The organism is Methylocystis sp. Se48, assembly GCF_056269425.1.
Map to the genome: position 1 here is coordinate 608,215 of NZ_CM149850.1, position 23,348 is coordinate 631,562.

Sequence of the window (23,348 nt, forward strand, 5' to 3'; positions counted from 1 at the left end):
TCTCAATAAACGTCTTGCTGATACCGCCCGGATTTCTTGAGCGCCGAGACAAAAGCGATCGCTTCGTCCACGCTGCGGGCGCCGTATTCCGCGACGACGTCGACGAGCGCGCGTTCAACGTCCCGGGCCATCCGCTTGGCGTCCCCGCAAACATAGAAATGTGCGCCCTCGGCGAGCCACGCCCATAATTCCCGGCCCGACTGGCGCATGCGGTCCTGCACGTAGAATTTCTCGTCGCCGTCGCGCGACCAGGCGAGCGACAGCCGCGTCAGCAAGCCCGTCGCCTTCATCGTTTCGAACTCCTCTGCGTAGAAGAAATCACAGGCCGACCGTTGATGGCCGAAGAACAGCCAGTTGCGGCCCGTCGCGCCAATCGCTTCGCGCTCCTGCAAAAAGGCGCGGAACGGGGCGACGCCCGTGCCCGGCCCCACCATGATGATCGGCTTCGAGGGGTCTTCCGGCAGCGCGAAACCATGCGCGGGCTGCACAAAGGCGCGGAGCGTCTCGCCGGGCGCGAGGCGCTCGGCGAGAAATGTCGAGGCGACGCCGAGCCGCTTGCGTTTGCCGACGACATAGCGAACGGCGTCAACGGTTAGCGAGAGCCGCCCAGGCGCGGCGTTTGGAGACGAGGAAATGGAATAGAGCCGCGGCTGCAAGGGTTCCAGCGCTTCGATGAAAGCCTCTGGATGCGGCCGGGCGTTCGGGAATTTTTGAAGCGCGGCCAGCACGTCGAGCGTCGCCGCGTCTCCGTCCGGATCCTCTCCCTGCGCAAGACGCCGCGCCTTTTCGCGCACGGCTCCGCCGGAGATGAAAGAGATGAGTTCGAACAGCGCGTCGGGCGCCGGCGACAGAGACGCGTCGTTCTGCAAGGCGTCGCGCAGCGTCTTGCCTTTCACCAGCGTCAGATGCGACGCGCCGAGCATGGCGATGATCTGGTCCACGAGACCGAGATCATTTTTCACGAAGACGCCGAAGCTGTCGCCCGGCCGATAGTCGAGGCCGCTTCCCGAGAGATCGAATTCGATGTGCCAGGTGTCTTTTTCGGAACCTTCCGTGTTGAGACGGCGGCGCGACAGGAAAGCGACCGCCGCCGGATTGTCGCGAGAATGGGTCTCTCGCGTTCCATCCGTAACGGTCGGCGCCTGCGCCGTCGCAGCGGGCGCGGAGGCGACGCTCTCGACTTCGCCTGCGAGCGCCTTCAGCATGCGCGCCGTCTCCTTGCCGCCGGGCGCGCAGAGATTGAGTCGCGCCTCCTTGCGCGTGGCGAGCGCGTCGGCGTAGGTCTCGCAAGTATAGCCGCATTGGCCGCAGTCCTGTTGCGCCATCGCCGCCATCATGCGCCGGCGCAGCGGCCGTCCCTCGGCGAGCGCCATGCGCGCCTCCAGCGCGAGCGTCTGGTCATGCCACGGCGCGTCGCCGTCGTCCGCTTCGCCCGTTGGCGCGAGCAACGCCGCGCCAGCCTCGGGCGGCAGCGGCGTCACAGCGGCGTTCTCGGAGACGAGACAGGCGGCGAAGAAACCATTGAGCCATGCCCGCTGCTCTTCCGAGAAGGGCGCCGATGCGGGAATGAGGCTTTGCGGCGGCGTGGCGTGATTCATGAGCAGGTCTCCGGCGCGATCTCCGCTTGGACGAGACGACGGATCGTCTCGATGTCGTTTCGCCGCGCGAAATCGACGAATGTTTCCGCCGCGTCGAGTCGATGAAGGCGATAGGCGTTCACAATTGCAGCGACGACGCGTGGCGCCTGCGTCGCCGCGACATTTTGGAAGAGCTCGCGCGCGATCGCGGCGTCTTCGCCAAATCCACCGCCGACGAAAATGTGATAGCCCTCGACGCTGTCGCCCTCGTCATTGATCGGGACGCGGGCGCCGATGAGGCCGATGTCGCCGATGTAATGCTGCGCGCAGGAATGATGGCAGCCGGTGAGATGAATATTGATTGGCGTGTCCATCGGCGCGGCCGTCTCGCAATAGTCGACGATCTGCGCCGCATGGCGCTTCGTGTAGGCGGCGGCGAAGCGACAGCCGAAGGCGCCCGTGCAGGCGACGAGGCCGGCGCGGATCGGCGAGGCCTGCGTTGCAAGGCCCAGCGCCTCAATGGCTGCGAGCGCCGCCGGCAATCGTTCATCCGCTACGCCCGTCAGGAGAACGTTCTGCCAGACGGTGAGCCGCAGCCCGCCGTCGCCGAATTGGCGCGCGATGTCGGCGAGTCCGCGCGTCTGCTCGGACGTCAGGCGGCCAACAGGCAGCGCGACGCCGATCCAGTTCAGTCCCGCCTGCTTTTGGCGATGCACGCCGATATGGGCGCGCCGATCCTGACGCGGGCGCGGCGCAATCGCCTTCGCGGGCGCGCGCAGCAGCTTGCGGCCGATCCTTTCCTCGACGGCGCCGAGGAACTTCTCGAATCCCCAGGAGTCGAGCAAATATTTCAGTCGCGCCCTCGCGCGGTTCGTCCGATCTGCGTGGCCGATGAAGACGCGCAGAACGCCGTCCGCGACCTCCACCGCCTCATGCGGCGCGACGATGACGCCGGTGTCGCGCGCGAAATCCTTGTGTCCGGTGATCCCGCCGAGCGCGAGGCGGAAATAGACGCCCGCCTCGACCCCGTGTCCTTCGCCAACCTCGACGGCCTGAAAGCCGATGTCGTTCGTATCCTCCAGCGCGCCGATCAAGCCGGCGCCGTCGAAAGCGATGTTGAACTTGCGCGGCAGGCCGTAAAGAGAGCGGTCCGAGAGGATGTGGTGATGCATGGCCCGCGCATAGGGGCGCGTGTCGATGATCTCTTGCGGGTCGACGCCGGCGGTCGGCGTCCCGGTGACGTTGCGAATGTTGTCGGCGCCGGCGCCCTTGCTCCAAAGGCCGAGATCCTGCACCGCCTCCACGATATCGACCGCGTGCTTCGGTTCGATTTCTCGTATCTGAACATTCGCCCGCGTCGTGATATGCAGATAGCCGCCGCCGAAGGTCGCCGCGAGGTCGGCGAGACCTGCGAATTGCCAGTGATTGAGAACGCCGTTGGGAATGCGCAAGCGCAGCATATAGGCGTTCTGCGCGGGCGCGACATAGAAGAGACCATAGTAGCGCCAGCGGAAATTATCAGCCGGCTTGGGCGGCGCATTCTCCTTCGCCTGCGCGACGAGACGCGCATAGGCGTCGAAAGGATGTTCGTCGCGTTTCCATTTTTCCTGATCGACGAGCTTGCCGCCGCTCGCGATCATCCGATCCTGCGCCTCCACATGCGCCGCGTCCGGACCCATGGGCTTCGCCGGAGCCGCCGTGCGCCTCGGCGCACGCGCAGAAAGGCCAGCCGCGAAGCCTTCAAGATATCGCTTCTGATCGAGCGTGAATTCAGCGGACATGTCAGGCCGCCTCCTTCAAACCGGCGAAGCCGAACATCAACTCGCTGCGTATGGCGCAGACGTTTGCGCCGGTCCGGATGAGTTCGAGATAATCCTTCGCGCCGGTCGTGTCGCCGATCAGAATGACGCCCGTCAGCCGGTCGCTTTCGATCACCAGCTTGCGGTAGACGCCCATGCGCGGGTCGCTGCAGACGATGTGCGCCGACGCCGGGCCGCCGAGAAAGTCGCCCGCGGAAAAGACGCGGACGCCGGACACTTTCAGATGGGTCGAGACGATGCTGCCTTCATATGCGGCCTCAAAGCCCGCGAGGCGTTTCGCCAGCACGAGCGCCTGCTCATAGGCTGGCGCGACGAGCCCGAAGCATCGGCCGCGATGTTCGGCGCATTCGCCGATCGCGAAGATGCGCGGATCGCTCGACGCCAGGCCATCGTCGACGATGACGCCGCGACCGACTGCAAGGCCAGCCTCGGCGGCAAGCTCGGAATTCGGCTGAACGCCCACTGCGAAAACGACGGCGTCGGCCGGAACGATCTCGCCATCGGCGCATTCGACGCCCTCGACCCGCTCGCGGCCGACGATGCGACGTGTCTGCATTCCCAGCCGCACGCGCACCCCGGTTTCCTCGACGAGTCGCCGCAACAGCGCCGCGCCCTGCCCGTCGAGCTGGCGTTCCATCAATCGGTCGACGACATGCAGCAGTGTCGATCTTGCGCCAAGTTTCGCGAGACCATAGGCCGCTTCGAGCCCAAGAAGACCGCCGCCGATCGTCACGACGCGGCGCTGTTCACCGCCGAGCGCGGCGAGCGTCCGTGCGTCGTCGATATCCCGAAACGCATGGACGCCGGGAAGATCGCCACCTTCGACAGGAAGGCGCGCGGCGCGCGACCCGGTGGCGAGCACGAGTTTGGAATAGGAGATCGTTTTGTCGTCGTCGAGAACGACACGCCGCACGCCGCGCTCGATGCGCACCGCTTTCCGGCCGGCGATGCGCGTCACGCCGCCATCAGCCCACCATTGCGCCGGCCGGAGCGCCACATCGTCGAGCGACGCTTCTTTCGCGAGCACGGATGACAGCATCACGCGATTATAGGGGAGCGTCCGCTCCTCTCCGACAAGCGTGATCGCGTAACGGCCGGGGGCCAACTCCAGAAGATCCTCGATGAGCCGCGTCGCCGCCATTCCGGCGCCGACGATGACGAGGCGTTCCCTTTTCATCGCCTGTTCCTCACGCAGCTTCGACATAACGATGACGCTCATGAAGAAATTGAAGAACGCGCTGGCGCAGGTCGAGATAGATCGGGTCGGCCGCAAGGGCGATGCGGTGGCGGGGACGGGGCAGCGGCACGTCGAGAACCTCCCCGATCGTCGCCTGTGGGCCGTTCGTCATCATCACGATGCGGTCCGACAGCAGAACCGCCTCATCGACGTCGTGGGTAATCATCATGACCGTGTTGCCGAGACGCTCCTGAAGCGCCATCACCTGATCCTGAAGATGGGCGCGAGTCAGCGCATCGAGCGCGCCGAACGGCTCGTCGAGCAGCAGCACCTTTGGCTGCATCGCGAGCGCGCGGGCGATGCCCACGCGTTGCTTCATCCCGCCAGAAATTTCGCCGGGCCGCTTGTCCCGCGCATGCGCCATCTGGACGAGCTCCAGATTGTGCATCGTCCATTCATGCCGCTTGGCGCGCGTCGCCGTTTTTCCGAAGACCTGGTCGACGGCGAGGCGGACGTTCTCATAAGCCGACAGCCAGGGCAGCAACGAGTGATTCTGAAAGACGACCGCGCGATCCGGGCCGGGCGAATTCACCTCCCGCTCTTCGAGCAACACGCCGCCGCGCGTCGCCTTGGTCAAACCGGCGACAATGTTGAGCAGGGTCGACTTGCCGCAACCCGAATGCCCAATGATCGAGACGAACTGTCCCCTCTCGACCTTCAGACAGATATTGTCGAGAACCTTGGCGACGGTCGATCCTCGCGTAAATACTTTTTCGACATTTTCGATGCTGAGATAGCTGCTCATCCTGCTTCTCCTCAGTTCGCCCGAACGCCGCGCGTCGCCAGGCGGCCGACGAATGCGACCGCGCGGTCGAGCACGAAGCCGGTGAGGCCGATATAGATCAGCGCGACGAAGATGTCGGAAAGGCGCGACGAATTCCACGCATCCCAGATGAAGAATCCGATGCCGACGCCGCCCGTGAGCATCTCCGCCGCAACGATCGCGAGCCAGGATAGGCCCACGCCGATGCGCAGGCCCGTGAAAATGTAGGGCGCGGCGGCAGGGATCATGATTTTCGAGAAGAATGCGAACTGGTTCAGCTGAAGCACCGCCGCGACGTTTCGATAGTCTTGAGGAATGTTGCGAATGCCGGCCGCCGTGTTGATGATGATCGGCCATATCGAGGTGATGAAGATCACGAAGATCGCCGAAGGCTGGCTGTCGCGAAATGCGGCAAGCGAGATGGGCAGCCAGGCAAGGGGCGGCACGGTGCGAAGCACCTGGAAAACAGGATCGAGTCCGCGCATCGCCCACTGCGATTGACCGACCAGGGCGCCAAGCAAAATTCCGGCGACGCTCGCGAATCCGAAGCCGACCGCAACGCGCTTCAATGACGTCAGCACGCGCCAGCCGAGCCCCATATCCTGCGATCCGGCTTCGTAAAAGGGATGTAGGATGAGATCTTGGGCTTCGCTCCAGACGCGTAGCGGCGATGGCAGGGCGGAGGTCGGACCGATGCACAGAAGTTGCCAGATGAGCAGAAAAAGCGCCATCGTGAAGAGGGGCGGAAGTAGGGCCGCGAAGAAACCTCGAATACGAGCGTTGTATTTGATCAACAACGGCGTGCGTCGGCGTCGATGCGCCTCCTCGATTTCCGTGTCGTAAAGATCGGCCGAGCGGTCGCATTTGGAAATGGGCATCGTCATTTTGTTCTCGTCCTTCAAACTTCAGCGCGCTTGATGGCCTGGCTCTTGAGGTAATCGAGCGGCTTTTCCGGATCGAAGACCTTGCCGTCGAAGAAACTTTCCTTCCCGCGCGACGTCGACGCAGGAATTTCCTTCCCCGGGACCCCGGCGACTTTCGCCGCCTCGCGCCAAACGTCCTCGCGATTGACCTTGTCGACGAGCCCCTTGACGTCGGTCTTCGGATCGAATCTGCCCCAGCGCATGTCTTCGGTGACGAACCAGGCGTCGTGGCTCTTGAAGGGATAAGAAGCGTTGTCGCGCCAGAATTTCATGCCAAATTTCGTGCCCTTGACGACGCGCCCGTTCCCGTAGTCGATGTCGCCTTTGATGCGGCCCGCGATGTCTGACGCCGGGACGTTGAACCATTGCCGGCGGCCGACGATTTCGGAGAGTTCGGCCTTGTTTTCGGCTTTATCGCACCATTGCTGCGCCTCGATCACCGCTGCGATGAGCGAGCGTGCCGCTCTGGGATTCCTGTCCACCCATTCAGCGCGCATTCCCAGGGATTTCTCCGGGTGCCTCGTCCAGAGTTCGCCGGTCGTGCAGGCCGTATAGCCGATGCCCTGATTGACGAGTTGCGCGTTCCAGGGTTCGCCGACGCAAAGGGCGTCCATGGTCCCGACTTTCATATTGGCGACCATTTGCGGCGGCGGAACCACAATGATCGACACATCCCGGTCGGGATCGATGCCGGCGGCGGCGAGCCAATAGCGCATCCAGAGATCATGGGTGCCGCCCGGGAAGGTGACAGCGACCTTGACCTCCTTGCCTTCGGCTCTCTTCCTGGCGAAGACGGCTTTCAGCGCGTCGGCTTTTACATCCGCTTTGAGATCCTTGTATTCGTTCGAGACGGAAATGCCCTGACAATCGAGATTGAGGCGCGCGAGATTGTAGATCGGCGTGGGCGCGTTGTTCTGCGTCACTTTCCCCGTCGAAATGAGATAGGACATCGGCGTGAGAATATGGGCGCCGTCAATGCCGTTGCTGGCCCCGCCGAGGACGAGATTGTCGCGCAGCGCGCCCCATGACGCTTGCTTGACGACCTCGACGTCCGGCATGCCATATTTGGCGAAGAGGCCTTTTTCCTTGGCGATGATCAAAGGCGCCGAATCCGTGAGCGCGATATAGCCGAGGATGACTCTTGACGTTTCCGGCCCAGCGCCTTCCGCGAAGACGCCCCGGGGCAGCCCGGCCGCGCCGAAGGTCGCCGCCGCGCCCGTCAGCACGCTTCGCCGGTCGAGGCCCGATCGAAATGGCGCGAATGCGCCGGTGGTCTTCACCATCGTTGTCCTCTCTTATTCTCACGACGCTGGCCGCGAGCGACAAAAAAAGCCGCTGTCCGGACCGGTCCGCGAGCGGACGGTTCGGAACAGCGGCGTTGCTGCATGGATCCTTCTTTGGATCCTGCGCCGGGAGAAGGCGCGTTCACTAACTTCTTTGCAAGGCTGGCGCCAGATGCGCGCTACCCCTCTAGATCATTGGCGTGCAGTAACTTGGGAATTAGGAAAGGATCGGTGCGCTCCGCGCGGCGCCGCGCGCTTAGGCGTCGGGGCGCCGCGTCTTTATGCTGCGAGCCCGAATTTTAACGCGACCGCGTCGGCGCGCGGATCGCGAAAGCGTCGAGATAGGCGTCGATCGCCCGCGCCTCGAATGGCGGCCCGGAGAAGGCCGAAATCGTCGCAGGAAGAGAGGGGGCGGCCTTTGTCGCGGCGTCGAAAAACACCGGGTCGAAGACGCTCTCGGCGGCGCGTAACGCCCCGGGCGACGAATTAGCTTGTCCCCATCGCAGCATTTGCGCATAGAGCCAGGCTGCCTGAGAGCGGTGCGGGCGGCCGGATGTCCGGTCGCCGAAAATCAGATAGTCGCTCGTCGTCGCGCGACCGAAACGTCCCTCGAGCGTGCGTTGCAGGATCCTCGGGTCGGCGCCGACACGGTCCGGACGCGAGAGAAGCGCCACGACTTCTTCCCGGTTTTCTGGCCCTTGAATGTGATCCGCCGCTCTCACGCACGCGCGTATCATGGCTTCTACGAGCGCGGGTTCGTCCCGCGCGAGCGGCGCGCGCACCGCCAGCGTCTTCTCCGGCGCGGGATTGAAAATCTCGAATCCGGGATGCAGGACGGCGCCGACGCCTGCGCTTTCGGCGACCGCGTTCCACGGCGCGCCGACGCAAAAGCCATCGATCTGCCCTCCCGCGAGCGCGTCGACCATGAAGGGCGGCGGCAGCACGACGAGGCGGAGATCCCGGTCGGGGTTGACCCCGCCTTCCGCCATCCAGTAACGCAACTGGTAATTATGGGTTGAAAAGGGGAAGGTCACGCCGAAAGTCAGCGGCTCGGCGCCGCGCTTCTCGCGCGATGCAATCGCCTCCTTCAGCGCACGCGCCGTTGTGGAGGGGTTGCCGAGATCGTCGCCGGCCTCCGCGAGTAGTTGCGCATGAAGGTCGCGCGAGACGGTGATTGCGTTGCCGTTCATGGCGAGCGTCATCGCCGCGACGACCGGCGCGCGCACATGGCTCAATCCCAGAGAAGCCGCGATCGCCATCGGCGCCAGGAGATGCGCAGCGTCATAATGTCCGATCGCCAGCCTGTCGCGAATATTGGACCACGAAACCTCGCGCACGAGCTCGACATTCAGTCCCTCCTCCGCGACGAAGCCCATGTCGACGGCGACGAAGAGGCTCGCGGCGTCGACAAGGGGGATGAAGCCGATCTTGATCCGTCCGGCGACGCTCATTTCAGCAGCTCCGACGCGGTGACGATCGATTGCGCAATTTCAGAGATTTTCTTGCTCTCGCGCATGGCGGCGTTGCGCATCAACTTGTAGGCTTCGCCCTCGGAGAGTTTTTTCGCGCTCATCAAAATGCCCTTTGCGCGATCGATGGTTTTGCGCTCTTCGAGATCGGAGCGGGCGCGCTCCAGTTCGCTCTGGAGTTTAGCAAATGCATTGAAGCGCGAGACGCAGAGATCGAGGATGGATTTGATCCGCTCTTTTTTCAGTCCATCGACGACATAGGCGGAAACGCCGGCGTCGACGGAGGCCTGAATCGAGGCCGCGTCCGCCTGATCGACGAACATGGCGACAGGGCGCCGCACGGCGCGGCTCACGATAAACATTTGCTCAAGTTCGTCGCGTGACGGGTTTTCCAGGTCGATCAGAATGACGTCCGGATCGATCGCATAGACGCGCTTCAGCAAGTTGTGCGTCTCCGCAATATGTTCGACATCCGTAAACCCGGCTTCGCGCAGGCCATCTTCGAGGATTGCGCAGCGAATCGGGCTTTCGTCGACAATGAGAATTTTCACGTGCTGAAGGCCGAATGGCATCGCGTATTGGCGGAGCCGCGCTCTCCGCCCGACGCTTCGATAGTGTATGGCGCTCGGTCGTCAGTCAATGATTTTGACGATTGCAAGAGCATGAATGATGGCTTCGACGCGGATCTGGAAAGGCTCGGACGCCCTCCGGATGGCGCCGCCGTCGTTGGAGGGCGGGACGAGGCGGAATCTCCCCCTTCGGCCGGCTCTGCTGCGACAACTCTGCGCGCCACGGGCGCAATGTGAGCGCTCGATCGGCATTGCGCTCCCCTCTCGCTTGCCTTTCGAGAATGATCGGAAGACGGCGCGAGCGCCTGAGGTCAAATTTTCACCTTCAGTTGCATGGTTGCCTGCCAGTTCTTCATGATTTGCGGCCCGTTGAGATTCTGGTAGACCGGCAGCCCCGCTTCGACCGCCAGCGTCCAGTTGTCGTAGCCAATGAATTTTCCGCTGATGGCTCCCCCGCCGAAGAGTTCGACGCGCTGACCGCCATAGAACAGGGGATTTGCGGGAGCAGCGGCGTCATTGATTGCGGGATCCCGGCCCCGGATCGGACCTTGCAGGGAAGCGCTCGCCCGCACGGTCGACGTGAAGCCCGCCGTCCACGTATAGCCGCCCCAGCCATTGAGTTCGTGAAGATCGCCCCAGAAATAGCCCTGCGGATTCGCTCCCAGCGGAAAACGTCCACGGTATGACGCGCCCCACGACCACGGCCCGACGAAACCCGCATAGACGACGCCCGGCATGATGTCGAATGTGCCAGCGCCGAGCTGCATGCCATAAAAGCCTCGGATATCCGGCGCGGTTCCATTTGAAAGGATGAAGTTTCTGAATGTAGCGGTGTTGCTTCCTGTGGGGAAGGAAAGGCCAAGCGAGAGCTGGATGCGATTGATGTCGTCCTGATAGATTCGGTAGATTCCGGATAATGAGAAATCCGCCAGGCTGGCGGTCGTCGGAAAGTTTCTCGCGAGCGGCATGATTCCCCTCGCGCCCCTGAAAACGAGCGCCTCCAGCGATTTCTCCACCATGCCCGCAGTGAACACGATGGCGAAATCTTTGGCGACGCCGTAGTTCAAACCGAGGATTTGCGCGCGCATGGCGATATTTTGCGGAACGATGCGAACCGGCTGCGTCGGGTTGAGGAAGAATGGAACCGTGGACACGACATATTCGTTCGACACGGTTCGCGCGCCCATCTTTATTCCCGACAAATTTGCGAAGGTCGGCGTCATCGACAATACGAGCTTGCCTGGGGCGGGCATGTCGAGACCAAAGACGCCGAGCGGTCCGGGAGGCGGACCTGGCGGAGCCGAAGCCGCTGCGGGCGCCGGCGTTCTTGCAACCTCATGCGCATCGACTCTCGAGCATAGGCACGAGACAATTGTTCCGCCAAGAATGGTCGAAAGGATCGTGCGCGCATATCGGAGATGACGTTCCGCTCTCATCGTCAACCTGCCATTCGAAGAGGACTTGCGCAGTCGCGCGCATCCAGAAACGAAAAAGCCGCTGCCCAAACACTCCGCTTGCGTAGCGGAATCTTTGGAACAGCGGCGTTGCTGCGTTTGACCCGTCGTCGGATCGACCACGGCTATCGTGGTTCGGGGTTTAATGTTGCAACTATCGAGCCAGAGTTCGCGATTCTTGTTTCGAGTTGATTATCAATTAGATCTTGCGGCTATGGGTTGGGGCGCGTCTATGCCGTGCTCATAAAATAATCTCGGGTTTGACCAAATACGAAGCGGTTCGCAGCTCTTCGCGCGCCCGACGTGCGCAACAAATTGCTGCTTTGGCGTCGTCGGATCGGGGTCATTATCGAGTGAAGCGAGGCTTGTCGAAATCGGTCTGGGCCGGCTGAATGTCTTTCGCCGGCTCCGGTTTTGGTCACGTGCGCCGCGTATTTGAGCGGGGTTGGTTGCGCGCCGAAATGGCTGTCGAACCGGGGTCCGCCGTCGGCGACGGGACGCCTAGCAGGCTGTTGAAAAACTCCTCGCGCGCGCAGCGCTGATGTGATTCCCTTTGTCCTTGGACAAGGGGGAGGAGCGGATGCGGGGCGAGGATGGGCGGTCTGGCGCGCTGTTCAGCTATGTCGACCTCGAGGCGCGCGTTCCGCAGACGCATCCGCTCCGGGTGATCCGCGAACTGGCGAACGCGGGGCTCGCTGCTCTGGCCGGGGAATTTTCGGCGCTCTACGCCGCGACGGGCCGGCCCTCGATCCCGCCGGAGAAGCTGCTGCGCTCCATGCTGCTGCAAGCCTTCTACTCGATCCGTTCGGAGCGTCAGCTCATGGAGCGGCTGAATTTCGACCTGCTGTTTCGCTGGTTCGTGGGGCTCGGGATCGACGATCCCGTCTGGGATCATTCGGTCTTCTCGAAGAACCGCGACCGGCTGCTCGACGGCGACGTCGCGGCGAAGTTTCTTTCCGCCGTGCTGGCGCAGCCGCGCGTGAAGCGGCTCCTGAGCAACGACCATTTCTCGGTCGACGGCGCGCTGATCGAAGCCTGGGCGTCGATGAAGAGCTTCACGCCGAAAGGCGCGGACGAAGGCTCGATGGACGGGACGGACGATCCGCCTCCGGGCGGCGGCGGCGTGCGCAACCGCGAAGCGGATTTCCATGGCGAGAAGCGTTCGAACGACACGCATGCCTCGACCAGCGACCCGGATGCGCGGCTTTATCGTAAGGGCGCCGGCAAGGAGGCGAAGCTGTGTTTCATCGGCCATGCGCTGATGGAGAACCGCAACGCGCTGTTCGTCGACGCCTGCCTGACGAAAGCCGACGGCCACGCCGAACGCGTCGCGGCGCTGCATATGATCGAACCGCGCGCCGACCGACCGGGGCGGATCACGCTCGCGGCCGACAGGGGTTATGACGCCGAGGACTTCGTCAACGAACTGCGCTCGATGCGGGTGACGCCGCATGTCGCGCAAAACGTCAGCGCCAGATCGTCGGCCATCGACGGGCGCACGGCCCGGCATGAGGGCTACGGGCTCAGCCAGCGCATCCGCAAACGGATCGAGTAGGGCTTCGGCTGGATCAAGACGGTCGCCGGGCAGAAGAAAACGACGTTTCGGGGCTGCGACAGGGTCGGCTTTGCCTTCACCTTCGCGGCAGCCGCTTATAACCTGGTCCGGCTGCCGAAGCTACTCGCGACAGTATGAGCACAGAAGCCGAAGGGGGTAGAGCCCCGCGCTTCCCGAGCCCGGTCAACCGCATGAAGCCCGCAAAAATGCGGAGCGAAGCGGCGCGACGCCAAAGACGGTCGCTTTTTCAACAGCCTGCTAGAGGCGCGAAGGTTGAACGGGCGACCGCACCGACCGTTGAAATTGACGTCCCGCGCGAGCTAAACTCCGCCTAAGCCGATAGCAAAAATCTACGGCCAAAGAGGGGATTGATGGGCGTCGAGCTGGATCAATCCAGCAACATCTTCCTCGCGCGCCGGGTGGGCAGACGCCGCCTTCGGCCAGAGCCCGTGTCGCGACTTTGTGTCTCCTCGACTTCTTGAGACGAGGGCTCGGCTTCCATGATACACGAAAAGGACTTTCGGACACTTAGACGCGATGCTGCGTTCGCTTGCCCCGGTCCTGACGCCGCACGGCGTTCTGCTCCTTGAGCCGGTCGACGACGACTTTCTGATAGAGGTCGCCGTCGCCAATCGGCTGATTGAGCATTTCGCGCGCGGTCAGGGCCACGGGCTACTGCAACTCGGAGTCGGCGAAGCCGGGAGCCGTCTGCCGCCAGCACTTGCCTTTTGGCGCGCATTCGCGATGCGCTTCACCGCGACGCTCTGCGCGCACGATGAGACAGCTGTGGGCGAAGCGCCAAGCCGCTTGGCGCCGGCGCCCGAGGAGTTGGGCGCGCTGATCGACCAAGCTCCGCCAATGCAGGGCGGAGAATATCTGCGCCCCGAGGTCCTAGCAGCGTTTTGGCGGTCCATGCACCAGGCGCTTGTGGTCGAACTCGCCGAGAGCGGCCTCTCGCTCCAGGATTTTCTCAAAAGCCGCGACAGCCGCTGGCGCCTCGTCGGGCGGGTGCATTTTAACCTCGCGGAAAACCGCAAAGACCCCGACTGCCCCTTCGCCTTCATGGCGACCTATACGTCCTCTCTCGCGGAGCAGGGCGTCTTGCGGCACCTGCCGCTGGGACAAGCTTTGCGCGAATACGCCGGCGCGGGCGACAAGAAAAAACTCCTAAAGCTCTTGGAGCCGGTGAGCCAAGCCAGCGAGAGCTGCGGTTGGCTGAAGGAAATCGTCGACACAGGCGAGATTTTCCATCCACTTCGCTGGACGCCAAAAGACGCGATGCGATTCTTGAAAGACGTCGAGGCGTTGGAGCAGGCTGGCGTCGTCGTGCGCATGCCCGCGGCTTGGCGCATGAATCGTCCGAGCCGCCCCAGCGTCGAGGCGACGGTGGGCGCGAATACCCCTTCAATGGTCGGCGTCCAATCCCTGCTCGATTTTCGGGTCGAGGTGAGTCTCGACGGCGAGGCGCTGTCTGTCGAGGAAATCGAAGAGCTTCTCGCCGCGACCGACGGCCTGGCGCTGCTGCGCGGCAAATGGGTCGAGGTCGATCACGAACGGTTGAAGGCGACGCTGGATAAATTCAAGGCGGTGGAGCGTCTGGCGAGAAAGGACGGTCTTCCCTTCGCCCAGGCCATGCGCCTCCTGGCGGGGGCGGATATAGGAGCAGAAACGCCGGCGGCGACCGCCGCTCAGTGGGGGCATGTGTCCGCTGGCCCCTGGCTCGCCGAGACGCTGGCGAAATGTCGAAGCCCGGAAGGGCTGGCGACCTCCGGTCCTGGCGACGCCTTGAAGGCGGAACTGCGGCCCTACCAAGAGGTCGGCGTGCGTTGGCTCGCCTTTCTGACCCAGCTGGGCCTCGGCGGCTGCCTCGCCGACGATATGGGCCTGGGCAAAACCATTCAAGTCCTCGCCCTGCTGTTGACGTTCCGACGGCGGGACGGTGGCAGCGCGCCGAGCCTGCTCGTCGCGCCCGCCTCGCTGCTCGCCAACTGGGCCTCCGAGTCGGCTCGCTTCGCGCCGTCGCTTCGGGTGATGGTGGCGCATCCCTCCTTCACGTCGCCCGATCGACTGAGGGCGATGACGCCGGAGGACATAGTGACGACCGATCTCGTGGTGACAAGTTATGGATCGCTGCCACGCCTCGACTGGCTGCAGAAGACGCGTTGGCGCCTCGCAGTTCTCGATGAGGCGCAGGCCATCAAGAACCCCAACGCCAAGCAGACGCGCGCGGTAAAAGCGTTGCAGAGCGAGGGGCGCATTGCGCTGACCGGCACGCCGATCGAGAACAATCTGCGCGATCTTTGGTCGATCTTCGACTTCATCAATCCGGGGCTTCTGGGTTCGTCGAAAGCCTTCGCGGATTTCGTCAAGCGGCTCGCGGCGCAGGAGCCCGTGTCTTATGCGCCTCTGCGCAAGCTCGCTGCGCCCTACATCCTGCGGCGGCTCAAAACCGACCGAAGCGTCATAGCCGATCTGCCCGACAAGACCGAGGTTCAAGCCTTCTGCCCCCTTACAAAGAAACAGGCGGCGCTTTATCAGGCGGCGGTTGCCGAGCTGGAGGAGCGCCTCCGAGCGGCCTCCGATGACATCGCCAGGCGTGGGCTGGTGCTGTCGATGCTCATGCGCCTGAAGCAAATCTGCAATCATCCAGCCCAATGGCTGGGCGACGGCGTCTATCTTGACGAGGATAGCGGGAAATTCGCCCGGCTGTTCGAGATCGCCGAGACCATCGCCAGCCGCCAGGAGAAGCTGCTGGTTTTCTCGCAGTTCAAGGAAATCATCCCGCCGCTCGAAAATCTGCTCGCCAGGGCGTTCAGCCGTCCCGGTCTTGTCCTGCACGGGGAGACGGCGGTCGGGAAGCGCAAGGCGCTCGTTGCAAAATTCCAGGAAGACGAGCGCATTCCCTTCTTCGTTCTGTCACTCAAGGCAGGCGGCGCGGGCCTCAACCTCACGGCGGCGTCGCATGTCGTTCATTTCGATCGATGGTGGAACCCCGCCGTCGAAAATCAGGCGACCGATCGCGCCTTCCGGATTGGGCAGAAGCGCAATGTCCTGGTGCATAAATTCGTCTGCCGTGGCACGATCGAGGAGAGAATCGATCAGCTGATCGAAGCGAAGCGGCAACTGGCGCAAGAGTTCCTGACGGGCGGCGAAATCAATCTGACCGGAATGAACGATCGGGAATTGCTGAACCTCGTTAAACTCGATCTCGACGCCGCCATGAAGGAAGGGTGACGCGATGAGCTTCCGGAGCTTTCGCCCTTATGTGCCGGTCGCCAAGCGACGCGAACAGGCCAAACGAGAGATCGAGAAGCTGAAGAAAAAGGGGCGCGCCGTCTCGCCGATCGTCGTCGACGGCCGCAAGATTGCGCAAAGCTTTTGGGGGAAGGCTTGGTGCGAAAATCTGGAGCAATATTCCGACTACGCAAGCCGATTGCCGCGGGGACGAAGCTATGTTCGCAACGGCTCTGTCGTCGATCTGCAAATCGCGCGCGGTAGCCTGCGCGCCCTAGTGAGCGGATCTGAGATTTATGAAGTGAAGATCGACGTCGCGGTGGCGGCGCCATCGCGCTGGAAGGCGATCTGCAAAGATTGCGCCGGCTCCATCGGATCGCTTGTCGAAGTCCTGCAAGGCAAGCTCTCGAAGAATGTGATGGAGCGGGTATGCCGCGAGGGAGACGGCCTCTTTCCCGCGCCGGGAGAGATCAAGATGTCCTGCTCCTGCCCCGACTGGGCTGGCATGTGCAAGCATGTGGCGGCGACGCTCTATGGCGCCGGCGCGCGCCTCGACGCCGCGCCCGAACTCCTGTTCGCGTTACGCGGCGTCGACCACGCGGAGCTGATCACAACGGCGAGCGCCAAGCCGCCAATGACGCGAAAAGGTGTCGCGAGTGAGCGCCTCCTCGCGGATGACGACGTTGGGGCCCTGTTCGGCATCGACATGGCGGCGACTGTTGCTTCGCCGATAGTTCAGGAAAGGAAGAGAAAATCGCAGCCCAAGGACGACGTTTCCGCTCGCGCTGTGAAACCGGCAAGCCGCCGTGGAGGAACGAAAGCAGCGTCCCTTTCGAAATTGGAAGCGGAAAAGCCACTGGGAAATGGTAAGATCAAGAAGGCTCCAGGAGCGGCGGAGACAGTGGCGACGCATCGGAAGACGGCGCCGCCAGGGAAAAAAGCCCCGGCCGTCGCACGCAGGGCGGCGGGTAAGGCCCCGGCTCCCGCAACCGACAAGACGATCGAAAAGATGGCCGCACCGCTCCAGCCTCCGAGCGTGAAAGTGCCCGCCAAATCACGCCGAGCACGTGAAGTGCCCGCCGGCCGGACGAGAGCGGCGAAATGGATTGGCGCAAAAGCGCGTAGGGCTCGCATCTGAAGGCAATCTATGGCGCGAATATTGTTGGAATGGGCTCCCTCCGCCAGCCTCAGCGAACTCGGACGACACTTGTTGACCTTGACCGGTCGCCTTCTGGAGTCGCGCTGGACTTCCCACGCGAATGGAGCGTTCTTTGACGTCAGGAAACGGGCGGCGACCGGCGGCCCGCGCTGGTGACAGGAGGAAATAATGGAGGCCACGACCGAAAATGAAACGCCCCACTTCGGCAACTGGAGCACAGGCGACTGTTCAATTGAACAACGCCTGTCGGCGCTCGCCGCCTTTTTGCCGGTCCTCACCGCGCCAGCGTTCCAGGCCGGCGAATGGACCCGCGCAAAACACTATGACGACGTCATCGTCATGGGGTCGTTCGAGCTCGGACCGCCAGCGGAACGCTTCGTCCAGACCGCCTATGACTACGGCTGGGTCATGGATTTTGACTGGCCGGAATGGAACGGGACCGAAGAAGCGCAAGCGCTCTATCATGACCCGGACGCCCTCGCGCACGCGAGCGTCACTCAGCTTGCGAAGCTTCTGACGGCGCGCATTCGTGTCGATCACTTCTGCGATGGCGCGCCCGCCGCGGATTTTAAAAGCGGCTTGATGACGAGGGTCGCCGCACGTGCAGCCGCAATATTGACGATAAGATCGAATCCGCCAATAAGCCGAAAACCCTCATAAACGTGCCCAGAGGCAACCATCTCGTTCTTGATCTGCCCGACGGCGCGCGCGTCGGAAGGTAGAGCACTGTGTTCCTCGGTAACGGAAGACAAAATTCCACGGTCCACATAAACCGACTTAGCAAAAATCCTAAGTTCGGTCCATCCAGACTGTGAATCGGCGTCAGAAAGTGAACGCTCTTCAATACCCGGGATCAGTCGCTTAACGTGCCGATCGGCGTCGGGACCCTATGGCGAATGACATCTTCAATTCCGACTTGGGTCATGGCGTTCTCCATGACAGGCGCCGAGAGCTTCTCTCTCGCGCTGAACCCGTCACGGACAACGCCACCGGCCTCCTCCTCTGCAGGCGGCTCAGGGAAAGGCGGGGTTTCGATTCCAGACCGCGCTGCAGCGCCTCCCTAACGAAGCCGAACCCGCCCTGGCTTCAGACGGCTCGGCGCTGGCTCCAAACGATTGGGAGAGCAATCTCTTGGAATTGGAATGCCCGAATGAAATAGTTCGATTCTGAATTATGGAGATGGATCTTGGCAACCGAGATGGAAGCAGATTTGAATGCCTTGGGTCTTAGCGCCCAGGCGCATGTCGATTTCGAACGGCGCATTTGCGCGGCGAGCGCCTCGCGGGAGGAGTGGGGTCTTGAACAGCTGCGTCTCGACAAGATGTGGGAATTCGCCGAGTTCTATTTTTCGATCGTCGCGATGGGCCTCGACGGACCGGATGACATCGATATCGTCGCGGAGCTTCACAATGAGCGGTTGACCCGGCTAATTGTGGAGCCTCAACAGGTTGTCCCCGGTTAGACCGAGGCGGCTGATTGGCGTCTGGCATTTTATGCCGCCATGCGGGCGATGCCAGTTGTATCTGTGCATCCAGACCGGCAGTTCCTCGGCGCGTTGGTTTGATGAGGCATAGGCGGTTGCGTAGGCCCATTCGCGCAAGGCGGTCTGGATGAATCGCTCGGCCTTGCCGTTGGTCTTCGGCGTGTAGGGTTTCGTTCGGATGTGCTTGAGCCGTAATCTTTTGCAGGCTTTGGCGAAGGCGCGGGAGACGTAGCAGGAGCCGTTGTCGGTCATGACGCGGGCGACCGTGACGCCGAGGCTCTTGTAATAGGCGACCGCCGCTTTCAGAAAGTCGATGGTGCTGACGGCCTTTTCGTCCGGCTTGATCTGCGTGAACGCCACCCGAGAAGCGTCGTCGACGCAGACATGGACGAATTCCCAGCCTGCGCCGCGGCTGCTGCTCTGGCGGCTGCGGTCGCCGGTGATCCGGTGGCCGACGCGTTCGAAACGTCCGAGTTTCTTGATGTCGATATGGATCATGTCGCCGGGGTTCTGGCGCTCATAGCGTCTGACCGGCTCGGCCGGCTCGAGGTCGCGCAGGCGGCTGAGGCCGGCGCGTTTGAGCACGCGGCTCACCGTCGCCGCGCTGACGCCCACGACCCTGGCGATATGCTTCCCGGTGAAGCGCTGGCGGCGGAGCGCGATGATCTCGTCGATGGCGGCCCGCCTTGTGGGCTTGCGCATTCGGTGCGGCCGGGACGATCGATCGCAAAGCGGAGCGTCGCCCGCTTGTTTGCGCCGCTCCGTCCATTTGCGGACCGTCTTGCAGCAGACGTGAAACTCTCGAGCGACCTGGGCCACCGGCGCGCCGTCTTCCAGCACCCGACGCGCCAATTCCGCTCGACCGAGCGGCGTCAAACGGGCATTCTTATGAATGTTCATCCGGGCCTCCGTGAAAAGGTGAAGCTTCGCAACTCCACTTTCCTCGGTCCGGTCCGGATGGACAACCTATTGCAAGCTCACAGCTAATCCGCGACGAAAAGGGGCTACAGAGCCGCGGGCTGCGTAAGGACCGCCTCCTCGATGCGATCTTCACCGCGGACACCTTGCCGCGTCTCAAGCAAATCTGGCGCGAGCAGCCAGGGGCGCTGGATCAATCCAATCTCGGCCGGTTCCTCGTCACGCAGATGTCCGCCGAAAAGGCGCGGCAGATCGTCAAAGCCGCAGAAGCAGCTGGGTTCCCGATCGTCAGCAGCCACGCCTTCGGCGCGAAGATCATCGTCTCGACAGGCGTGATGGAAAAGGCGCTCGCAGAGTCGCTGCGCGAGATGCGGCTCGCAATTGCAAAACTGTAAGGAGACCAGACATTCGACTCGAATTGATACTGGCGGCGCTCATCCTGTTTGGCGAGACGACTGGCGCTCACGCCGAGCTTCGAGCGACGCCTCTTTTCGACGCTGGCGAAAGCCGGGTGATTTCTCGTAACGATCTGCTCCGCAAGATCGTCGATGTCGATCCGTGGCTGGTCCGCCACATCCTGGACGTCATCGCGAAGAACGAGGCGAGCGCCCGGTGCGGCGAAAAGTCGGACGCGCCGGAGGGAATCGACGCCTCAAAGAACCCCGATCTGGCGGGGATGCCGAAAAACGCGCTGAGTTCAAAGGAATGGCTGGATCTCGTCAAGCAGGCGAAGGCCGAGAAAGACAAGCGCGAGCAGGATGACCCTCATTCCTTCACACGCGATTATCGCGGCACTGTCGATATTCTCGAAATGATGAAGCAGGCGAAAGAGAAGAAGTCTGACAGCGCTGCAAAATAAGGGTTGCCTCGCCGAGGGAATCCCGGACCTGCTGGCGCCGGCAGCGCAACGGGAGGCTCCGCCGTATTCATTGAGAAAACGAAACACACTTGAGGACGGCGGCGCCTGTCGCGCCTTGCGCCAAGACAGACGCCGTCCCGGCCGTCAGCCGCTCCCCCGCTGGGACCCTGATCATCATGAACGGCCCTGAACGTAATATCCTCGCCCGCAAAGACCGTGATCTTTTCGGCTCCGGCGTTCAACGTTCTGGCCAGACGGAACCCGGCGTTGTTGTTCCGCTTGACTGGGTTGTTCGTAAGCGCTGTTTTCAGGCCACGTCTTGGAGAGCGACCGGCCGCGCGTATGCCCATGGCATGAGCTCGTCGAGCTTGCTCGCGAGATGGCCGTTGACGATCTTCGCGAGGACATCGGCTATGTAAGCCTGCGGATCGACGCCATTAAGCTTGCAGGTCTCGATGAGCGAGGCGACGATCGCCCAGTTTTCACCGCCTCCGTCCGAACCCGCGAAGAGCGCGTTCTTACGATTGAGGAGCTATGACTGAAGTTGGGTGATTGGGCCTGAAAAGGCGGCGTATCGTGGGGGGTGTGCTGAATCCTGCCAGCTCCTCCAAAGGAGCGATACGCCATGGAAGAAGATAGCACGATCATCCATCTCCGGCAGCGGGGTCTGATCTCCGATCCCCTGACGGAGATTGCCCGAGAAGGCGCACGACGCATGCTTGCGGCCGCGCTGAAGGCTGAAGCGGACAGTTTCGTCGAGATGTTTTCCCACGAGCGGCTGCCTGATGGCCGCCAACGTGTTGTGCGGCATGGCGTCGGGCCAGAACGGGTCATCCAGACCGGGATCGGGCCGATAACCGTTCAGCGGCAAAAGGTCCGGGATCGCGCCGCCGATGCGCCGGCGTCGGCGAAAGTTCGCTTCAGTTCGAACATTCTGCCCAGATGGGCGCGCCGGTCGCGCAGCCTCGACGCCTTGTTGCCGGTTCTTTATCTGCGGGGCGTCTCGATGGGCGACCTTCAGGAGGCGCTGACGGCCCTTCTCGGCCCAGAGGCCCCGAACCTATCGCCGGGCGTGATCGCTCGTCTGATCGAGGCTTGGCAGGAGGAGCATGGTCGCTGGCAACGTCGGGATCTCTCGGCTCGCCGCTATGTCTACATCTGGGCGGACGGCGTCTATCTACAGGCGCGGATGGAGCCGGAAGCGGAATGCATTCTTGTCATCATCGGCGCCACGCCCGAAGGCAAAAAGGAGCTTCTCGGCTTTCATGTGGGCGCCCGGGAAAGCGCGCAAAGCTGGCGTGAGTTGCTTGTCGATCTCAAGGCGCGGGGCCTGACAATCTCCCCCGAACTTGCGGTTGCCGATGGCGCTTTGGGGTTCTGGAAAGCAATGGACGAGATTTATCCAGCCGCGCGGCGTCAGCGATGCTGGTTCCACAAGATCTCCAATATTCTCGGCAAGTTCCCGAAGTCCATGGCGGCGGCGGTCAAGGCCGACCTGCAGGAGATCCGCCACGCAGAAACCAAGGCGGCGGCGCGCGCGGCGATAAACCTCTTCAACGAAAAATACGGGACCAAATACGCGCCGGCCGTCGCCTGCCTGACCAAGGATGAAGAAGCATTGCTGGCGTTCTACGACTTCCCCGCCGAACACTGGGATCACCTGCGAACGTCCAATCCAATCGAGAGCGTCTTCGCCACCGTCCGGCATCGGACGGTGCGCACCAAGGGCGCTCTGTCCCAGAAGACGGTGAAGATCATGGTCTTCACCCTCATTCGAGCGGCGTCAAAAACCTGGCGCAGATTGAAAGGCGCAAATCAGTTGCCTCGGCTCATCGAAGGCGTCAGATTCGTCGACGGCGTCGCAAGCAGCGACGCCAGAGAAAGCCACGCCGCTTGATCAGCGCCCGTCACCCACATTCGGCCATAGCTCATCCGCGCGCCGGTCGCGCCGCCGCCGATCTCCACCGGCTGGCCGGGCGCCACATGATTGTCCGGCTGATACTGGTTCGGGAAGAGCTGCGTCGCCTGGCCCGTCGGTCCGATGTTGAGAATCGTGACATAGGCCTCTTCATTGCTGTTGATCGTCAGGCGCACGGTCTCGCCGATCGCATAGGTCGCGTCCGGACGATCGGCCGAGATCTGAACCGAAAGTGAACTCGGCTTCGGCGTCGTCGCCTGCGCCGCCGCGTTCTGCTCGACGGTGAGGTCCTTGAACTGGCCGATTTGTTTGGCGTCGTTCGCCAGAACCGGGCCCGCGAGCAGCGCCGGCGCGCCGATGAAAAGATATTTGGTCTTGCGCATGTAAGTCTCCTGTTGGTCCACTCGAGTTGAGCAGCGTTTGATGGACGATGAGGCGTTCAGTCACGCACGCGGATCTTGATCTCGGCGAAGGCCCAGTCGTTGCGCGCCAGCGCGCCGAACTTCTGGTCGATCGCCGTCCGCAGACCCCCATGCGTGACCTGAAGGTCGAGCGGCGTCATGGTCGCGCCTTTCCCGGCGAAACCATCGATCGGTTGGCACGAGGCGACGAACAGGATCGTTTCGTCGCCGGCGGGCGCGGCGGCGCGCACCGTCTGGCCGCGGCGCGGAAAGAGGAGCGGCTGGCCGGCGCGAAGGCGCACATTCTCGAACCACAATTGCGCCCGGCCCGACGCGCTCAGCACGTGGAGATGTCCATAGCCATTGACGAGAGACGTCATCCTGAAGCGCAGCGGCTCGCCGATCGCGATCGTCGACGACCCGACCGGCATGAGCGACACTTGCACCGGCCGCGCCGCATGACGCTTGGCGGGACGACGCGCCGCGTGAGCAACCGGCTTCGTCGCCTCGACCGTCAGATCCCGCCCCGCGTCGATGCAGACCAGGGCGGCCGCTTCATTCGCTCCCAGCCATAGCCCCGAGAGCGCGAGGGCGGTCGTCAGCGCAAAGCGTTTGATGACGAAGCGTATCATGTCGTTCTCTCCAAAGCTGGCGGCAAGGCGCTCGATTGCGTTCTGCGTCCTTACCCAAACAGTGTTGACACGCGCGCTCCCGGAAAACATCGGA

20 protein-coding genes and 2 pseudogenes are annotated in these 23,348 nt (G+C 62.8%); 8 read left to right on the forward strand and 14 right to left on the reverse strand.

Going from position 1 to position 23,348, the window contains the following annotated elements; translation table 11 throughout:
* Positions 1–2: 2 nt before the first annotated feature.
* The 9 genes from ACV959_RS02925 to ACV959_RS02965 all read right to left on the reverse strand — a co-directional run bounded on the left by ACV959_RS02925 (position 3) and on the right by ACV959_RS02965 (position 10,828).
* Positions 3–1,598, reverse strand: coding sequence for a sulfite reductase subunit alpha (locus ACV959_RS02925; protein WP_475738431.1), 1,596 nt, complete (start codon positions 1,596–1,598; stop codon positions 3–5).
* Positions 1,595–3,358 carry a NirA family protein gene (locus ACV959_RS02930; protein WP_475738432.1) on the reverse strand — a complete coding sequence of 588 codons (1,764 nt, stop codon included), beginning with the start codon at positions 3,356–3,358 and terminating at the stop codon, positions 1,595–1,597. Before ACV959_RS02930 ends, ACV959_RS02925 begins: the two co-directional genes overlap by 4 nt.
* A gap of 1 nt (position 3,359) precedes the next feature.
* On the reverse strand, positions 3,360–4,616 hold the full coding sequence (locus tag ACV959_RS02935) for an NAD(P)/FAD-dependent oxidoreductase (protein ID WP_475738433.1): 1,257 nt from the start codon (positions 4,614–4,616) through the stop codon (positions 3,360–3,362).
* Positions 4,585–5,379, reverse strand: coding sequence for an ABC transporter ATP-binding protein (locus tag ACV959_RS02940; RefSeq protein WP_475738434.1), 795 nt, complete (start codon positions 5,377–5,379; stop codon positions 4,585–4,587). Before ACV959_RS02940 ends, ACV959_RS02935 begins: the two co-directional genes overlap by 32 nt.
* Positions 5,380–5,390: 11 nt before the next feature.
* Entirely contained in the window at positions 5,391–6,281 is an 891-nt protein-coding gene (ntrB, locus tag ACV959_RS02945) for a nitrate ABC transporter permease (protein ID WP_475738435.1), read from the reverse strand.
* 14 nt (positions 6,282–6,295) lie between these two features.
* A complete protein-coding gene (locus tag ACV959_RS02950; protein ID WP_475738436.1) occupies positions 6,296–7,603 on the reverse strand; it encodes a CmpA/NrtA family ABC transporter substrate-binding protein in 1,308 nt (435 codons plus the stop codon).
* 299 nt (positions 7,604–7,902) lie between these two features.
* The gene (locus ACV959_RS02955) at positions 7,903–9,054 is read right to left on the reverse strand and encodes a CmpA/NrtA family ABC transporter substrate-binding protein (protein ID WP_475738437.1); all 1,152 of its coding nucleotides are present in this window, start codon (positions 9,052–9,054) and stop codon (positions 7,903–7,905) included.
* A complete protein-coding gene (locus ACV959_RS02960; RefSeq protein ID WP_475738438.1) occupies positions 9,051–9,644 on the reverse strand; it encodes an ANTAR domain-containing response regulator in 594 nt (197 codons plus the stop codon). The genes ACV959_RS02955 and ACV959_RS02960 overlap by 4 nt, the downstream gene beginning before the upstream one ends.
* A gap of 308 nt (positions 9,645–9,952) precedes the next feature.
* Positions 9,953–10,828, reverse strand: coding sequence for an SMI1/KNR4 family protein (locus ACV959_RS02965; RefSeq protein WP_475738439.1), 876 nt, complete (start codon positions 10,826–10,828; stop codon positions 9,953–9,955).
* 847 nt (positions 10,829–11,675) lie between these two features.
* Here ACV959_RS02965 and ACV959_RS02970 point away from each other — a divergent pair.
* Positions 11,676–12,788: pseudogene (locus ACV959_RS02970) on the forward strand (IS5 family transposase).
* 390 nt (positions 12,789–13,178) lie between these two features.
* Here ACV959_RS02970 and ACV959_RS02975 read toward each other — a convergent pair.
* Entirely contained in the window at positions 13,179–13,319 is a 141-nt protein-coding gene (locus ACV959_RS02975; protein ID WP_475738440.1) for a hypothetical protein, read from the reverse strand.
* 243 nt (positions 13,320–13,562) lie between these two features.
* On the opposite strand from ACV959_RS02975, the gene ACV959_RS02980 reads away from it, so the two are divergent.
* The 4 genes from ACV959_RS02980 to ACV959_RS02995 all read left to right on the forward strand — a co-directional run bounded on the left by ACV959_RS02980 (position 13,563) and on the right by ACV959_RS02995 (position 18,505).
* Positions 13,563–15,884 carry a DEAD/DEAH box helicase gene (locus ACV959_RS02980; protein ID WP_475738441.1) on the forward strand — a complete coding sequence of 774 codons (2,322 nt, stop codon included), beginning with the start codon at positions 13,563–13,565 and terminating at the stop codon, positions 15,882–15,884.
* Between the two features lie 4 nt (positions 15,885–15,888).
* Positions 15,889–17,022, forward strand: a complete 1,134-nt coding sequence (locus tag ACV959_RS02985) for an SWIM zinc finger family protein (RefSeq protein WP_475738442.1) — start codon at positions 15,889–15,891, stop codon at positions 17,020–17,022.
* A gap of 189 nt (positions 17,023–17,211) precedes the next feature.
* Positions 17,212–17,703 (forward strand): DUF6508 domain-containing protein, encoded by a 492-nt coding sequence (locus ACV959_RS02990; protein WP_475738443.1) that lies wholly within the window; start codon positions 17,212–17,214, stop codon positions 17,701–17,703.
* Between the two features lie 526 nt (positions 17,704–18,229).
* Complete coding sequence (locus ACV959_RS02995; protein WP_475738444.1) at positions 18,230–18,505, forward strand: hypothetical protein; 276 nt, start codon at positions 18,230–18,232, stop codon at positions 18,503–18,505.
* Here the strand turns inward: ACV959_RS02995 and ACV959_RS03000 are convergent.
* On the reverse strand, positions 18,470–19,426 hold the full coding sequence (locus ACV959_RS03000; protein WP_475738445.1) for an IS481 family transposase: 957 nt from the start codon (positions 19,424–19,426) through the stop codon (positions 18,470–18,472). The two genes, ACV959_RS02995 and ACV959_RS03000, sit on opposite strands and share 36 nt — an antisense overlap.
* Before the next feature lie 164 nt (positions 19,427–19,590).
* On the opposite strand from ACV959_RS03000, the gene ACV959_RS03005 reads away from it, so the two are divergent.
* Positions 19,591–19,839: a hypothetical protein gene (locus ACV959_RS03005; protein ID WP_475738446.1), complete on the forward strand. Its 249-nt coding sequence runs from the start codon at positions 19,591–19,593 to the stop codon at positions 19,837–19,839.
* A 116-nt stretch (positions 19,840–19,955) separates the two neighbouring features.
* A complete protein-coding gene (locus tag ACV959_RS03010; protein ID WP_475738447.1) occupies positions 19,956–20,303 on the forward strand; it encodes a hypothetical protein in 348 nt (115 codons plus the stop codon).
* 307 nt (positions 20,304–20,610) lie between these two features.
* Here the strand turns inward: ACV959_RS03010 and ACV959_RS03015 are convergent.
* A pseudogene (locus ACV959_RS03015) lies at positions 20,611–20,832 on the reverse strand (transposase domain-containing protein); the annotation flags it as partial.
* 96 nt (positions 20,833–20,928) lie between these two features.
* Between ACV959_RS03015 and ACV959_RS03020 the strand changes: the two are divergent.
* Positions 20,929–22,200: an IS256 family transposase gene (locus tag ACV959_RS03020; protein WP_475738448.1), complete on the forward strand. Its 1,272-nt coding sequence runs from the start codon at positions 20,929–20,931 to the stop codon at positions 22,198–22,200.
* On the opposite strand, the gene ACV959_RS03025 is transcribed toward ACV959_RS03020, so the two are convergent.
* Both ACV959_RS03025 and ACV959_RS03030 read right to left on the reverse strand, forming a co-directional pair.
* Positions 22,119–22,604 carry a DUF4384 domain-containing protein gene (locus ACV959_RS03025; RefSeq protein ID WP_475738449.1) on the reverse strand — a complete coding sequence of 162 codons (486 nt, stop codon included), beginning with the start codon at positions 22,602–22,604 and terminating at the stop codon, positions 22,119–22,121. The two genes, ACV959_RS03020 and ACV959_RS03025, sit on opposite strands and share 82 nt — an antisense overlap.
* A gap of 56 nt (positions 22,605–22,660) precedes the next feature.
* A complete protein-coding gene (locus ACV959_RS03030; RefSeq protein WP_475738450.1) occupies positions 22,661–23,254 on the reverse strand; it encodes a DUF4384 domain-containing protein in 594 nt (197 codons plus the stop codon).
* Positions 23,255–23,348: the final 94 nt, after the last annotated feature.

Coding starts and splice junctions, on each gene's coding strand:
- ACV959_RS02935 (WP_475738433.1), bottom strand. CDS start 4,616: ATGAGCGTCATCGTTATGTCGAAGCTGCGTGAGGAACAGGCGATGAAA.
- ACV959_RS03020 (WP_475738448.1), top strand. CDS start 20,929: ATGGAAGAAGATAGCACGATCATCCATCTCCGGCAGCGGGGTCTGATC.
- ACV959_RS02960 (WP_475738438.1), bottom strand. CDS start 9,644: ATGCCATTCGGCCTTCAGCACGTGAAAATTCTCATTGTCGACGAAAGC.
- ACV959_RS02930 (WP_475738432.1), bottom strand. CDS start 3,358: ATGTCCGCTGAATTCACGCTCGATCAGAAGCGATATCTTGAAGGCTTC.
- ACV959_RS02940 (WP_475738434.1), bottom strand. CDS start 5,379: ATGAGCAGCTATCTCAGCATCGAAAATGTCGAAAAAGTATTTACGCGA.
- ACV959_RS02990 (WP_475738443.1), top strand. CDS start 17,212: ATGGAGGCCACGACCGAAAATGAAACGCCCCACTTCGGCAACTGGAGC.
- ACV959_RS03025 (WP_475738449.1), bottom strand. CDS start 22,604: ATGCGCAAGACCAAATATCTTTTCATCGGCGCGCCGGCGCTGCTCGCG.
- ntrB (WP_475738435.1), bottom strand. CDS start 6,281: ATGACGATGCCCATTTCCAAATGCGACCGCTCGGCCGATCTTTACGAC.
- ACV959_RS02985 (WP_475738442.1), top strand. CDS start 15,889: ATGAGCTTCCGGAGCTTTCGCCCTTATGTGCCGGTCGCCAAGCGACGC.
- ACV959_RS03000 (WP_475738445.1), bottom strand. CDS start 19,426: ATGAACATTCATAAGAATGCCCGTTTGACGCCGCTCGGTCGAGCGGAA.
- ACV959_RS02980 (WP_475738441.1), top strand. CDS start 13,563: ATGCACCAGGCGCTTGTGGTCGAACTCGCCGAGAGCGGCCTCTCGCTC.
- ACV959_RS02925 (WP_475738431.1), bottom strand. CDS start 1,598: ATGAATCACGCCACGCCGCCGCAAAGCCTCATTCCCGCATCGGCGCCC.
- ACV959_RS02955 (WP_475738437.1), bottom strand. CDS start 9,054: ATGAGCGTCGCCGGACGGATCAAGATCGGCTTCATCCCCCTTGTCGAC.
- ACV959_RS02950 (WP_475738436.1), bottom strand. CDS start 7,603: ATGGTGAAGACCACCGGCGCATTCGCGCCATTTCGATCGGGCCTCGAC.
- ACV959_RS03030 (WP_475738450.1), bottom strand. CDS start 23,254: ATGATACGCTTCGTCATCAAACGCTTTGCGCTGACGACCGCCCTCGCG.
- ACV959_RS02965 (WP_475738439.1), bottom strand. CDS start 10,828: ATGGGCGCGCGAACCGTGTCGAACGAATATGTCGTGTCCACGGTTCCA.